Genomic DNA, 14,315 nt, shown 5'->3' on the forward strand with positions numbered 1-14,315 from the left:
TGGTTGAGGGAGGAGGTGCGTGATGCCCGAGCAGGAAGACCCGTTCGAGGTGATGGAGAAGCTGAAGCGCGCCCGGTGAGCCCGCTCGACCAGATGATGCTGTTCATCACCCCCGAGGACCTTGTCGGGTACCGGATGCCCGTGGAGGACGTGGCCAGGCTCATCTCTGAGGTTCCGCTCGAGCACGCGGTGAACTGGGCGTGCAGCATCGTCGGGGCGATCTACAACCCCGGGAGGGACCGTCGCGAGGTCGAGCTCGAGTACTTCGAGCGGTACTACTCCGAGGACCTGAAGGTCCAGGCCCGGAACCTGCTGCGTGAGCCCACCCGGGTCCTGCCCATCCCGCAGGCGCTGATGGTGTTCGTGAGGCTGGCGTTCGCCGTGTGCAAGCCGTGCAACGACCCAGCCATGGAGGCGGAACTCCGCCCGATGGTCCTCGCCATCATTCGGCGTTTCGGACTAAGTGCGATGGTGGCGTCGTCTAGGTCTTTGTCGGGCTTGGTGGACGTCAGCGCGGTGGATTCCGGCGGCGCTCCTCGTTCTTGGGCCGCTATTTTGAACGCTTTGAGCCCTGCGACTTTTTCGCCGCCCGTTTCGTGGCCGCTGTCTTTTTGCCGATTGGCGGTTTTTTGGGCGTCGACGCCGATGCGCCGACTAGGTGGCTTATTCGAAGGTTGTAGTTGTTGCCGTTGCCGTCCTTGCGCTTATTGAGTTCGGCGATTGCGGTGGCTGGCTTGTGGTCGGACGTCTTGCAGTACAGGATCCCTTCCTTCGGCTTGAGTCCATCCTTAACGAAGCCATCCCACTGACAGACCAGTTGATACACGTCGTCCACGGTCCCACGAACTGCCTTCACCTCGAAGATTTGGGCAACAGTCGTCCTAGATGCAGTCTCGTAGACGACGATATCGGCAGTTGTCGCGCCGGCCCACGTGCCGACTTGCTGAGCTACGAGTGCAGGGTCTGCGACTTGAACCCTTAGATGTTCGGCAAGTTGGTCTTCAATCGATTTCTCGGTCTGCTTAGGAGACGTCTTTTCGGGGGTGTACGGGCCGTCCTTGTCACCGAGTACATCGACGAGTGCTTGCCAGGCGGGATCGTTCGGATCCATACCCGCCTTGTTGTTGGTTGTGTGAAAGTTGTCGTCCAGGTTGATCTCAGCAAGCCACCGGTTGTAGTCGACCGTGTGGTCGATGTCCGGCCAAATTTCTTTCCAGGCTTGTGTTCGGATCACGCGTCTGCGAACGACGATGTCCGCTCCGGATCGACTGCTGGAACCTTGGTAGTAGATCTTCAGCGGATACGGATACGAGGGATCGCCGTGCCCGACCGTCTTGCGGTCAGGTTCCGGACCTTCGTCCCGGATTTGATAGTCGTTCTCGCCATAGGTATAGCCGACGTCAATTTTTCTTCCGCCCACATTCAGAGGGATGCGCGCAGTGACGTGGTTTCCGTACGGCGGCTTTATCGCCATCAGTGGTATGGGTTCGGACCAGCTGCCACCCAGGGCTCGCCACGAAAGATAGATCGTGTCTCCAGAATCAATGAACTCGCGGTACAGCACGCCGAGATGTTCTGCGAGTCGAGTTACGTAGGCGGGAAATTGCGATGCTGCTCCGCGACGCGTCCAGACTGTGCGGAAGTACGCAATGTCGGACTCAACCTGCACTTTCGTGCCCGTCGCGACTCCGGAGAGTATTTGAAGGCCAGGAGCCCAGTCGTTCTTCCGCGTTCCGGAATCGTCGGCGTCCATTGCGCTCGCAAACGGACCCGAGACGGTAAGGAACTGATCTGCGGTCAGTCCGTCGTCCTCCGATCGCGAGACCAAACTAACTCGAGTTGAGTCGCCGCCGGTCAGTACCGCGAGGGCATTCTTAAGTCCGAACCCGTGCTCGTTCATCGAACCGGCGGCGCTACTAGTTCGTCCTCGTTGTCCAAGTCCAAAAACGTGGTTCTGGAGGTCGGCGATCGTCATTCCGATGCCTGCGTCGGCGACTGAAATTTGGACCCTGGCGTCGGAGACCTGATCGACAACAATCTCGACTATGGCTGGATTTGGCTTCGACTTCGTTGCGCCGAGTTTGGTCATGGTCCGCGCTGAAAGCGCGTTGTCGACAAGTTCGCAGAGCGCTTGGTGAAAGTCCAAATCCTGTCGGGCTAGTCCACGGAAGTACTCGTCGAGATTGACCTTCGGTTCGATTTTGTGCTTCGCCACGTCTCAGCCTCCACCTCTGATACAGCCTGCGGCGACTCTAGGAGAGTCCATAGAACTTCGGGGTGGTTTCGGGACTAGAAAAGTTCGGGTGGACTAAGTGGAGCGGCCGAGCGGCCGATCTCGTTGGGACGCTCCTTCTTGCAGCGATCAATCGGTCGAACCCCACCCCTCGCGTGACCATCGTTGGTTAAGTAGCGCCCGTGAACCCTGAAGCGCGGCTGTCCGAGATGTTCCCGCGTCTTGCGTGTCTCGGTCACATCGAACTCAATGCGCCGGGGTTTGGGCCGTTGATGCGGTCCCGTGAGGAATCGCATCTATGGTCGTGGGTGCCGGGGATGTCGCGAGCGAACACGCTTGGAGAACTGCTGGACATACGGCTCCTGGCAGTGAGGTCATGGGCCGGGATCGGGCCCAAGCGACTCACCGAACTCATGGAGCTTCTGGAGTGGATGGACCACATCGTCGGCGACAGTTCGCTTGTCCCCGAAGCCGGTGAGGGAGCACTACGCGCGGAGGCGCTGACCTTTGCCGGCAGCGGGCGTTTCGGCTCGGACCAATGGTCAGGAGCCATCGCCACAGAGCGTGTCTCGACGGAAACGGTCACGGACTCGAGCGGTTTCGGAGACCCATCCCAAACCCTGCGGGAGATGTTTCCTGGCCTCGAGAGTCTCAGTTGGGCAAGCTTCACGTATTGGCGGATCACGCGCACGGCCGTAACCGACGCAGAGAAGCGAGCACTCGACCTAATTGCCACGCGCTCGAACTCGCGATCGATGGCCAAGGTCTTGACGTCAAGGGTCGACGACGTCTTGCAGTGGCCGGGAGTTGGCGACGATGAACTTCTACAGATCTTGAGCTTCCTTCAGAAGTTGCAAGGCGTAGTGGGAGCTACCCATAGGCAGGCTGCGAAAACACCACGACAAGCGACAGCGCGCACAGCGAACCATCGGTCGCTCGCGGGCGTCGTAGAACCGCCAGGTCCGCAGCCGCGGACCAAAGCTGCAGCTATCGACGATCCCATGACCGGGTTGCTGGGCGACGTCTTCCCGCAACTGTGGTTTCTTGCCGACGTGGATCTGCGGTCCCCCTGGTTGGACGAGTTCACAACGGACAAAGGGCGCAAGGAAGCGCTGCGCTACATCCGGAGGGGGCCGCGAGTCCCAACCATCGGCGATCTTTTGCGCTTGAACACGGACACGATCGTGAGTTGGCCGGGTGTTGGCAAGATTCGACGAGGGCAGATCCTCGACTTCCTGGCGCATCTCGGCGGAGAGGCGTACGAGAGCCGACTGGTCGCCGTCCACGTGGTGTCAGCCTGGGTTGCGTCGACTCGAGGTCGGGCGACCTGGGCGAACCTGTTGGCGGCGACGGATGATCCGAAACCGCCAGAGGTCGAGCGCGCCTGGGGGATGCTTGCCGAGACTCCGATCACCGAGGTCCGAACCCGGACAGCGCCGAGTGTGATCGTCGACTATGTGACTGGTCTCGAGGAGCTCGACCGAACGGTCTTGATGGAGCACTGCCTGGCGCAGGCGCCCAGATCGACACAGGACATTGCAGACCGGTTCGCAACGACCGTTGCAACTGTGCGACGTCGGATCCAGTTCCTCGAGGCCGAAGTGCGGGCTCACGTTGCAGGGACGGACTCCTGGCTCCCGGTTGCCTGGGCAGTGGAGGCTCGGCAATCGGGGATCGTTCAGGCTGAGGATGCTTCACCGACCGGGGTCGGGCGTTCGGATGCGGAGGTTGCTCGCCTGTTCGTGGGTTGGCTTACGCGGACGGATCACAGTCGGGTCATACATGCAGAGATCGCTGCGGAGGTTGTGCCAAGCATCCCGGCCCTCGAAATTGCTGACGAAGTTCTTCCGAGCGGACCGGAGGAAGCAGTCGATAGTGAGATCGACGTCCCAGCCGAGGCTGTCCAGGACGGCAGCGATGAAACAGTGTTCCCGAAGAACGATGGCCCGGAGCCCGGCGAGGTGTCGACCTTGTTTGGCGACGCGTTCACTGCTGCTGGACAGTTCATCTCGCGACTCTCGCCGGTCATGGGCGCGATCTTGGAACGCAGAATCGTATACCCCGAGCGAAGTTCCTGGTCGGACATCGGAATCGACTACGCCCAGTCCGCGACGAAAATTCGGCAACTCGAGATCAGCCTCGTGGGTGATGTCCGCTACGCGTTCGAGTTTGCCAAGAACTGGGCGCCGATACGCGCCTATTGCCTTGCTGTCGAGGCGGGGCGCGAGCCCTACCCTCCCCAAGGCCCAACGGACAGTCCTGACTCGACGGCAGTGACGACGCAGTTCCTCCGGCAGCTCTGCGATCGTGTCGCGGACGGTGAACTCAACCCCGGAACCGAGGGACCGTTCTAGTCCACTTCGTATCTGTGGTCAGTTTCGCGCCTCGTCGTTCTTGAAATTAGCCCATGTGTCGAGCCCCATCACTAAGGTCAAGAACACCCTCCGACCGACCCAGATAGGCCCGGGAATCCCCACATGATCAAGCCGGAACTTCAGCCCGCATCGCACTTCGTGGGCCGATGGTTACGTTCCCGTGCCAACCCTGACCTTGGCTTCGGATACTGCAAGGAGAAGCGCGGAGATTCCTACGTGCTGTCCTATGTGGACATCCCCGAGGTTGCTGAGCACGAGGTCCTGGTCGAACCGTCCGACCTGATTGACCGGAGCATCCCCAATGGCACCAGGGTCTGGGTTCGGGGAGCTCCCTACGGCTGGCACGCAGGCGAGATCAAGATGCCTGCGTCGACTGGGCGCTACCACGTTGCGTTGGTAGGGGTCCCGCGTCAGATCCTGCTGTACCAGGACCAGTTCTATTTGCGCTGGTCCAAGCCGCTAGCCGACCCGTCAGCCGCGCTGCAGCACGGTCTGAGTGAAGCTCCCGTGTTCCACGAGGCGCGATCGGACCTCCTCGCGGCACTCGTGCGTCAGCGGCAGGTCTCCCGTGGACTATCCGGGGTGGTCTCGGCTCCAGTGAGCCTCTACCACCACCAGATTGACACCGTTGCCCGTGTTCTCGCCGACCCGGTCATTCGATACCTCCTTGCCGACGAGGTCGGGCTCGGTAAGACGATCGAGGCCGGTCTTGTCATCCGCCAGGTGATGATCGACGATCCTGACGCCGAGGTACTGGTCCTTGTGCCGGACAGTCTGGTTGGCCAATGGCGCAGCGAGCTCCACGGGCGCCTTGCGCTTGGGCCCGCGCTCGAGGATCAGCGCCTGGTCGTCATGTCACACGAGCAGCTTGGGCACCAATGGAATCTCGATCACGTGGCCCTGGTCGTCATCGATGAGGCCCACAACCTGCTCGACAGGATTCTCGACGGTTCGGCAACCCACCAGGCACTTCTCGACGCGCCTGCTCTCCTGGCTCTCTCCGCAACTCCGATGCGGGGTGATTTGGGGGTCTTCCGGCGCCTTCTCGCACTGGTGGACCCAGTCGCATTCGGATCCATCACGGAAGAATCGTTCCTGCAGAGGCTCAATGAACGCGAGCGCAGTGCGGGAGAACTCCAGTTGCTGAACTCTCGCCGGGCCAGCGCGCGGCAGAAGCGCGGAGTCGTTGACTCGCTCCTCGAGATGTTTGCCGGCGACCTCAATATTGTTGAGCTCGCAGCCGCCTGTGCTGACGTTGAGGACAACCTCGCTCCTGCCTGGACTGAACTTGCCGAGTACATCCGTGAGACCTATCGCCTGAGCAGGCGGATGATCCGCCATCGTCGCGAAGGAGACTTGACCGACGGATACGCAGTCGCCGGGCGCAAGCCGACCTACGTCGAACTCCATGACGCTGCTCGCGCTGACGCCGATGAGTTCCTTGACCTGCTCCGGTTCGAGTTGGAAGCCGGCCGTCATGAAGACCTCTACGCTCAGGCGGTGCTGCACGCACTTGCGGGTCCGAGGGCGCTGTTGACCTTCTTGCGTGACCGAGCGGCCCTTCCGGCCCATTCGCCGAAGGCGCCGCCGGAGGCCGTGCGAGCGCTCTTTGAGTCGACCGCAGCGCATCTCGAGATTGCCGGCATTGATGCACGTATCGACGCAGCCATAGCGATCGCCCAGGAACGGGTCGGGCGAGGCTGCAAGGTGGTGGTGTCGTCAAGCTTTGCCGCAATCGCTCATGCGTTTGAGGAGCGGATACTCGAAGAGATCGATGAGTTCTCGGTGTTCCATCACTACTCCGACATGCATGCGCACGTCCGTGACAACGCCGTCGCTGACTTCCTAAACGCTGCAAGTGGTGTGGTCCTGGTTGCGGATCGTTCAATGGAGGAGGGCCGTAATCTTCAAGAGGCAGAGGTCCTGATCAATCTCGACCTGCCACTGGACGCGAGTCGCCTCGACCAACGCATCGGCCGCCTTGACCGCTACGCAGTGAGGCCTGAACCCGCTGAGGTTGTGGTTCTGGTCGAGCCGAACAGTCCTTGGGTTACCGCGCAGATCCGCCTGCTTGGCGAGGGCACCGGTGTGTTTGATAGTTCCGTGTCGACTGTCCAGCGGATGCTCACGGAGGTCCTCGACAAGGTCCGCGGCGAACTCCTTGCTCGTGGTGTTGGTGCTCTCGACCTCGACGTCTCCGCTTTGCGGGCGGAACTCAACACCGAGCGCGATGACATCGAACTGCTCGAGGAGATGGAGTCGGTCAGCGCAGCAGTTTCCTTCGGTCACGAGGCCTTCGCTGAACTGCTCGAGTATGAGGGTGGCGATGATGACCCTCTGCGCCAGGCGGTCAAGCGTCTGACCCAGGGGACCGGCTCACTAGGTATGAAGCCAGTCGAGTCGAAGGACGGCGTGATTCGGTTTGGAGGGGCAAAGGAGATCGGCCTTCCCGAGGACCAGATTCCGGCTCTGCATTCCCTCTTGCTGGCGCCAAAGACCTATTCGCGTGAAGTGGCTGCCGAAAGGTACGCCGTTGCTCCTTTCCGAATCGGCGACCCGCTCGTCGACTGGCTGGACGACTACCTTCGCGCCGATGAACGCGGTCGCGCCTATGCGGTTGTTCGCCCGGTCGCTGGGCTTTCGACCCCTGCTCTGTGGGTGCACTGCGAGTTCCTGGTTGAGTTCGATGACGCGCACCTGGCGTGGGACGGAGCGGCAAGGCGCAGGTTGTCGCGTCGAGGTGATGGCCTGTTTCCGCCCGTTAAGTACGAAACCTGGACCGATCCGTACGGGGCGGCCCCCGACGAGCTGATGCGCGAAAACCTTGACCTTCCTTTCGACAGTAAGCGCGACGAAGTTGTTCTGCGCGGTCCGATCTGGAAGCCCGTTCTCGAGGAGTTCCCAGCGTGGGTCGAGCTGATCAAGCAGAGTGCCGATCAGGCTCGCGCACTCGTGAGCGACTCGGCCGATCTTGCTGAACGGGTCGGCCGTGGTTTGCGCGCTGCTCAAGACGAAACTCGCCGCCGTGATGCGATCCTCCGGGCCCGGTCGCTACGCCTGCCGACCGAGCACGAGCGTGAGGCCGCGCAGATCGAGTTCGAATCCGAGAGAGCTGCCGGGACGGCGTTGATTGCTGGTATCGAGCGGCAGTCGATCCAGATGACCTCGTGCGGTGTCTGTGTGCTGTGGCCAGAGGACAACTTCTGATGTCGGAGGAGGCACGTGTCATCGCAGCGCTAGCGGAGGGCGGGGCCGTACCCAGTCGACTTTGACGACGATCTACACCGAAGATTGATGGGTGCGCTGAATCACTCTGCCTCCACTGCGCTCGACCTCGCGGTGCTCGTACGCCATCTGCTGCGACGCTGGATGCTGCGCGACGACCGCGCAGTGCCGGTCGACGTTCAGAGCGAAGTCTCCGAGAAGTTGAGATCTGTGGCTTACGACGTCGGCCTTCTGGAGGCGGCGACGAACCGCTGGACGGCGACTCCCTGGTCGCCCGAATGGCTCGACGCGAGCAGCGCCCCCTGTGATGCTGCTGCGCTCGCCGGCACCCAGGCAGGGGAGCGGTTTCACCCAGACCCTCTGTTGGCCGACCCCTTCTTCGAGGCGCTGACGCCATTCAAGACCTATCGCACCGCTGGACAGCGAGCAGCATGTCGCGCAGCGATCTCCTCACCCGAGGGAGCAACGGTCCTGTGCATGCTTCCGACGGGTTCTGGCAAGACTGAAATTGCACTGACCCTCTCGGCGCGGAAAAAGTCCGGAGTCACGGTCATCATCGTGCCAACGCTCGCCCTGGCCGCCGATTTCGAGCGGCGCTTTCGCGAACTCTACGTACAGATGAACCCCCGGATTAAGCCGGAGACGTTGAACTTCGCCTGGACATCCAACACGCCCGATCCGGTCAAGGTTCAGATGAAGGACCTGATCGAAAAGGGTCAGTTGCCGATCGTCGTCACCTCGCCGGAGTCGATGACGCGGAGCTTGCGCCAGACGATGATGTGGGCTGCGGAGACTGGTCGCTTCCGCGGCTTCGTCATCGATGAGGCGCACCTGGTCTCGCAGTGGGGCCGATCCTTTCGGCCCGAGTTCCGCACGCTCGCGGACTTCCGTCGCGACCTGTTGAATCGCGCCGCAGAATACGGTCACGACCGAGCTGTAACGCTGTTGCTCAGTGCGACTCTCGGTGCCCCCGAGATGACCGATTTGCTCTCGCTGTTCGCAGAACCGGGGCCCTGTGCACTTGTTGTCGCCAATGCCTTGCGGTCGGAGCCCGACATTTGGATTGCACGGTCTGAAACATCCGAGGTGCGTGCCGATCGAGTGCTGGAGGCGCTTGCTCACGTCCCGCGCCCGGCAGTCCTCTATGTCACAGCGCCGAAGAATGCCGATGACTGGGCCGCCACCTTGCGGGCACGTGGCTATGGCCGCATCGCCGTCGTCACTGGGGAGACCGCACCCGCCGAACGGGCCCGCGTGCTGAACAAGATCAGGGCAACTGAGCCAAACGGCGAGGCTATTGACCTAGTAGTGGCAACGTCTGCCTTCGGCCTAGGCATCGACTACCCCGGCATCCGATCCGTCGTGCACGCCTGCCTGCCTGAGACTGTCGACCGGTGGTACCAGGAGATCGGTCGAGGTGGTCGAGATGGCGCGGCGAGCGCCGAGTTCCTCCTTACAGCACCCCCGGACCGAGACGAAGCGGCCAGTCTCGCGGTCCGGATTCTCGGGGCGGAGAAGTCGGCCAAACGTTGGAAGAACTTGTGGACCCACCGCACTGTCCGCGAGGGCAAGGACTACATCAACCTGGAGAGCACCACCGGTGTTGGCAAGGGTGACTACAACCGATTCTGGAACGCGCAACTCATCCAGGGGTTGGTGGAGTTGAAACAACTATCGCGTCGCCTGGTCGGCGTCGACGAACTGCGGGACCTGCTCGTAGGGGATGACGCGGTCACGTCGGACTGGGTAGCGGTGGAACTGATCTCGGCGGAGCTCAACGCGCCCGGCTTCTGGGACGGGCCGTGGGAGCAATGGCGCGAGCGGGAGTCAGCGCATTCCCGCAATGCCCTTGCAGCGATGACGAAAGTGGCCAGCGGCGACCTGCGCGCCTGCGATGGTATTACTGCCGCCTATGCGCCCGATCCTGCTCTCTCGGAAGCCTGGTCGGATCGCCTGCACTGGATGAAGCCGCTCGGTCCCTGCGGGCGGTGCCCTGGGTGTCGTGCTGCAAAACTCGCTGTCCAGGTTGACCCGCCACCGCGGCCCCAACAGGTCTGGGCGACATCCGCCGATTTGAGTGACGGGCTGCGCTCGTTCGCGGCTGCCTCCCGGGCGAAGAACGGTCTGGTGGTTCTCATCGAACGACCAGGGGAAGACCTGGCCGATGAGTTGGCCACCGCACTGGTGCGTGAGGGCGTGCAACATCTGGCTGGTGAGTTCAAGCAGGTACCGAAATCACCGCTGGGAGTTCCGCTGTTTCGCGACCAACTGCCTCTGGCGCGAGAGAACCTTGCGCCAGTCTCGAGCTTCTCGCGCTTCGCGGTCGGAGATGCGGTTCCGCGTAGCTGGCTATCGCGCTCTGCTGCCCCGAGACGAGATGCGTCTGGTCACGAACTTATCGATGTCTTACTTGTTCCCGAGAGCACCCGCATTGCCGGGAAGGAACTCGGACGTGACATTCCCGCCTCGCTGGGGGCGACCGCCATTGAGCTTCTGAGGAAGGGTTGAACCGTGGACTACTTGAAGGGCAACGCGACAGCGAGTGCCGGGGCGATCTATGTGATCTGTCGCCACTTGGCGCGCGCGGGCGGTCCGATCACCGGCGTTGAGTTGCGTCGTGCTGTTCGTCCTCTCCCCGAACATCAGGGCGACGATGACCAGGGCAAGGCCAGCGACTCGCTGGCGACCTCGCTCAAGGTTGCCGTTGGAATCGGCGCGATTGTCGAAGACTCGAATTCGGCTTGGAGCGTGGAGCCGGCTATCGCGGAAGGGATAGCGGCGGCCGGAAGCGACGCGGCAGCATGGTTCCGAGCCGAACTCCTGCGTCGGATCAACGCTGAGGCCATGGCGTCATTAGCAGCCAAGGAGAAGCCCGCGGACCTCGTTCTAGGGATGGCTTGGTTCCTCCAGCAGGATCCGTTGAAACCGTTGGGGGCCGTGTTCGGCAATGGCGCGGAAGCGACCCTTGGGCAGTTGGCAATGGCGGACGGCACGGCCGTAAAGGCCGTTGAAAACGCGGAACAGTGGCGATCGTTCCAGCGCTGGATTCTTGCTCTAGGTCTGGCTCGAAGCGTCGACGTCCCGGGGGCGAAAGTGGTCGTGGCTGATGCTTCCACCGCTATCGCCGACTCGCTGGCATATCTCCCGACGAGCGAGCGAGCCGGAGAATGGCTCGCGGCGTTGCGCAAACGCCTCCCGATCTTCGGGGCTAGCACGCTGCTGGCGGCATTGCCCGCGCCGCGGACGGGGTGGCACGACATCCCGCCGGCCGTATCGCTCGGGCTGCTCAAGTTAGAGAAGCGTGATGTGCTCGCCCTGGAGTCGGCCGACGACGGCCGGGGTGTCGTCACGGTGGGTCTCGGCGGCGGTTCGCGCCAAGTCGGCATCATCAAGGTGACGGGGGTGGCGGCGTGAGTAACGAGACGATGGAGAAGTTCCGTTGCTGGAGCGGCGAGAAGGTCGCCGGCACGGTCTTCTCTGACATTGGTGCGCTGGCGAGTGACGCCGACGCGATTTTCTTGGCAGCTCACACCCCGGTCGAACTAGACCGTAAGAAGGGGACCGAGACCGACGTCAACGCCGCGGGCGAGGCGCAAGTCCTCAAGACTCTCTTGGCGGACGTCGGCGATGGTCGACGCAACACCCTGATTGCGGTCACCGGCGAGTCAGGCAGTGGCAAGAGCCATGTGGTGCGTTGGGTCAACGCGCACGTCAGTCGGGAGGACGACCGCTACCGCGTGCTCTACGTGCCCAGGGCCGTTCAGACCTTGCGGGCGTTGCTGCACAAAATCGTGTCTGACCTGCCGGGCGTCGAGGGCACCGATCTCCTGGATCGGGTGGACGCCGCAATCGGCAAGGCGAGCCCGGGTGAACTCAAGGACCGCTTGGTCAACGAGATGCGGATTGCGCTGAACTGGACGATTCAACCGCTGCCCGCTGAGGAAGGCGAGACTCCCGAGCAGGCCCAGGCGCGGGAGGACCGTAACAACATTCTTGGCATCCCGGACGAGCAGGGTCGTCGCCGCGACGGCCTTGCCGATCTCCTGGAGGAGCCTCAGGTTAGCAAGGCACTCCTGCGTGAAGGAGGTCGGCTGGACCGACTGGTGGCGTCGTACTACGACGAGACCTCGCGCCGCGACGACAGTGAGGAGGCTTTCACGGAAGAAGACCTGCCGGTGCGTGTCGCAGGGATCCGGCGGACGCTGAGCGGTCGTCCAGACCTTGCCGAGTTGTGGAGCATGATCACCACCGACCCGACCGACGCACTGTCCTTGCTGGAGGACGCCCTCCGGCAGGCTGTGCCGGCCACCCTCGGCCTCCGATCCGCTTCGGGTGGGGACACCTTGGACGGGCTCTTCCGGCGATCTCGGCAGATTCTGAAGACGGAGGGCCGCGAACTCATACTGATCTTCGAGGACCTGACTCAGTTTGGCCTCGTCGACGGTGAACTGTACGACCAGTTCGCCACGGCACCGAGTGACGAGGTCGCGCCATTGCGCGTGGTGTTCGCAGTCACCGATGGCGCCTTCGCCAGAATGGACAAGACCGTCTCGACCCGGGTGACAGACGTTTTCGAGGTCGGGGGCTCGGCTCTTTCGGATCCGCAGAAGTTCGTGGGTCGCTACCTGAACTTGGTCCGGGTTGGTGCGCCCCGCACCCGCGAGCTTTGGACCGAGAGTGGTCAGAATGCGGATACCCCGTGGATGGAGAACGCCTGCGCCACGCGGAATGAGGGTCAGGCCTGCCAGTTCCTGGACACCTGCCACGCGTCGTTCGGAAAGGTCGAGATCGAGGGATTCGGAGACGTCGGCCTGTACCCGTACAGCGTTCCGGCACTGCGCCGTGCGATCACTCATCTCGGGGACGAAGGCACTCCGCGCTTGGTACTCGACGAGTGCATCTCGACGAACCTCACCGAGGCAGACCCTCGGATCGCCGATGGCACCTATCCGCATGATCGAGTGAGAGATCGTTTCGATCGGCACGCGATCATGGCTCCCGATGCCCTAGTAGATGGCGTACCGGCGTCCGAAAGAGATCGCGCCTATTTGGCCCGCCTCATTTGGGGTGACGAGGTCGTGCCTCTCCCCGCTGGGATCGAGGAGGCGTTCTCGCTGACCAGTGGTACCGCCAAGGTCGCGACTACGAAGGCCGGCAGTTCAGTCCCTACGGCGACTCCCAAGACGGCCCCGGTTGCGCTCGGCGTGTCTTTGCAACCGAGCCCGTTGGAGCCGCTGTGGCAGTGGCAGAACGGTGCGGGCACGCTGATCGAGGATGAGGCGAATTACTACCGCGCAACGCTTCTTGCGCTTACGCAGTCACGTTTGCAGTTGGACCAGGATCTGGTGCACGTCCACAACGGCCATGGAAAGGCGATGCTCGCCAAGATCCTCAACCAGACGTCGTTCTACTTCGAGGGCGCCCGCGGCGCCGGTGCTGGCAAGGACTCGGTGCGTTTCGACCTGAAGCCGACTTCGGAGACGGTGCGGATCCTCGTAGCGGCGCGCTGGTTCCGAGATCACGGGCATTTCGATCCTGCATTGGGAATCTGGGAGTGGCCGGCGGGGTTCAAGCCCGAAGACCTGATGGTTCAACTCGAATCGACTCTTGACGAGTGGGCTGCTGCAGCTCGGGACAGGTTCCTTCAGGCTTCAGGCGGCCAGTCCCTCGCCGCCGATTCGGTGGGTATCCGCGCGGTGGCACTTGCTGCGCTCGGGCATGACCTCGTGGGGCTCCGTTCCACGGCAGACGTCTTGGCCGCTCGTACGCCGGTCACGGCGCCGACCGCTGGACCGTGGGGGAAGGTCCAAGTAGCTGCCGAGCAAGCACTCGGACTCGATGCCCAGGTCTACGTAGCAGAGTTCGCCGCAGTTCGGCAGGGTTCGGCAGGTGCCGCCCAGTTGGTCGACACACCGGATCTCGACCTTGCACTTGAGTCCTGGCTCAGCGATCCGGTCGAAGCGCTGAGACGAGTCAAGGACACGAAGCCTGAGCCTGCCTTGGAACTGCGGGCCACTGCCCTACTGGCTGCACTGGAGGAGGCTGCAGATGCCGAGCGGCAGAACCTCGAGGGCGCTGTCGCCTTCTTGAACGACGGTCTAGGTGGGCTGGCGCCTTCGGTGGTTGCGGATCAGGCGCTTCAGATTGGCGATACCGCCAAGAAGAGCGGGCACTTCCGACCCTCAGACGGTTGGGGTCAATTCAGCAGCGCGGTCAAAGTCCTCGAACCCCATGCGGGCACATTGCCGGTCCTGACAATCGCGGCCGGCCCGGCAGGGGTACTCCAGGCGCAACACAACGGGCGGCGGCTTGTTCAGTTGGCCGGTGCACTCCGCGTCATCCAGCGGTGCCTGAAAGAAACCAAGGAGGAGTGCTTGCGAACGGGAAGCGCCGCCGGCGACGTAGAGGGCTTGCGCACCGTCGTGAAGACCCAGATTGCCGACCTCGACGCTATCGTCAACAATCTCACCGGGAAGGGCTGA

The 14,315-nt window shown here is 62.6% G+C and carries 5 protein-coding genes and 1 pseudogene; 5 read left to right on the forward strand and 1 reads right to left on the reverse strand.

What is annotated here, in order from left to right:
* Positions 1–550: 550 nt before the first annotated feature.
* The gene (locus ABIE44_RS13725) at positions 551–2,215 is read right to left on the reverse strand and encodes an ATP-binding protein (protein ID WP_209716617.1); all 1,665 of its coding nucleotides are present in this window, start codon (positions 2,213–2,215) and stop codon (positions 551–553) included.
* A 200-nt stretch (positions 2,216–2,415) separates the two neighbouring features.
* On the opposite strand from ABIE44_RS13725, the gene ABIE44_RS13730 reads away from it, so the two are divergent.
* The 5 genes and pseudogenes from ABIE44_RS13730 to ABIE44_RS13750 all read left to right on the forward strand — a co-directional run bounded on the left by ABIE44_RS13730 (position 2,416) and on the right by ABIE44_RS13750 (position 14,315).
* The gene (locus ABIE44_RS13730) at positions 2,416–4,587 is read left to right on the forward strand and encodes a hypothetical protein (protein ID WP_209716615.1); all 2,172 of its coding nucleotides are present in this window, start codon (positions 2,416–2,418) and stop codon (positions 4,585–4,587) included.
* A gap of 123 nt (positions 4,588–4,710) precedes the next feature.
* Positions 4,711–7,815 carry a protein DpdE gene (gene dpdE, locus ABIE44_RS13735; protein ID WP_209716612.1) on the forward strand — a complete coding sequence of 1,035 codons (3,105 nt, stop codon included), beginning with the start codon at positions 4,711–4,713 and terminating at the stop codon, positions 7,813–7,815.
* Positions 7,816–7,887: 72 nt separating this feature from the next.
* Positions 7,888–10,341, forward strand: a pseudogene (gene dpdF / locus ABIE44_RS13740) (protein DpdF); the annotation flags it as partial.
* A 3-nt stretch (positions 10,342–10,344) separates the two neighbouring features.
* The gene (locus tag ABIE44_RS13745) at positions 10,345–11,247 is read left to right on the forward strand and encodes a hypothetical protein (RefSeq protein ID WP_209716596.1); all 903 of its coding nucleotides are present in this window, start codon (positions 10,345–10,347) and stop codon (positions 11,245–11,247) included.
* Positions 11,244–14,315, forward strand: coding sequence for an ATP-binding protein (locus ABIE44_RS13750; RefSeq protein ID WP_209716593.1), 3,072 nt, complete (start codon positions 11,244–11,246; stop codon positions 14,313–14,315). The genes ABIE44_RS13745 and ABIE44_RS13750 overlap by 4 nt, the downstream gene beginning before the upstream one ends.

Source organism: Marmoricola sp. OAE513, assembly GCF_040546585.1.
Taxonomy (GTDB): domain Bacteria; phylum Actinomycetota; class Actinomycetes; order Propionibacteriales; family Nocardioidaceae; genus Marmoricola.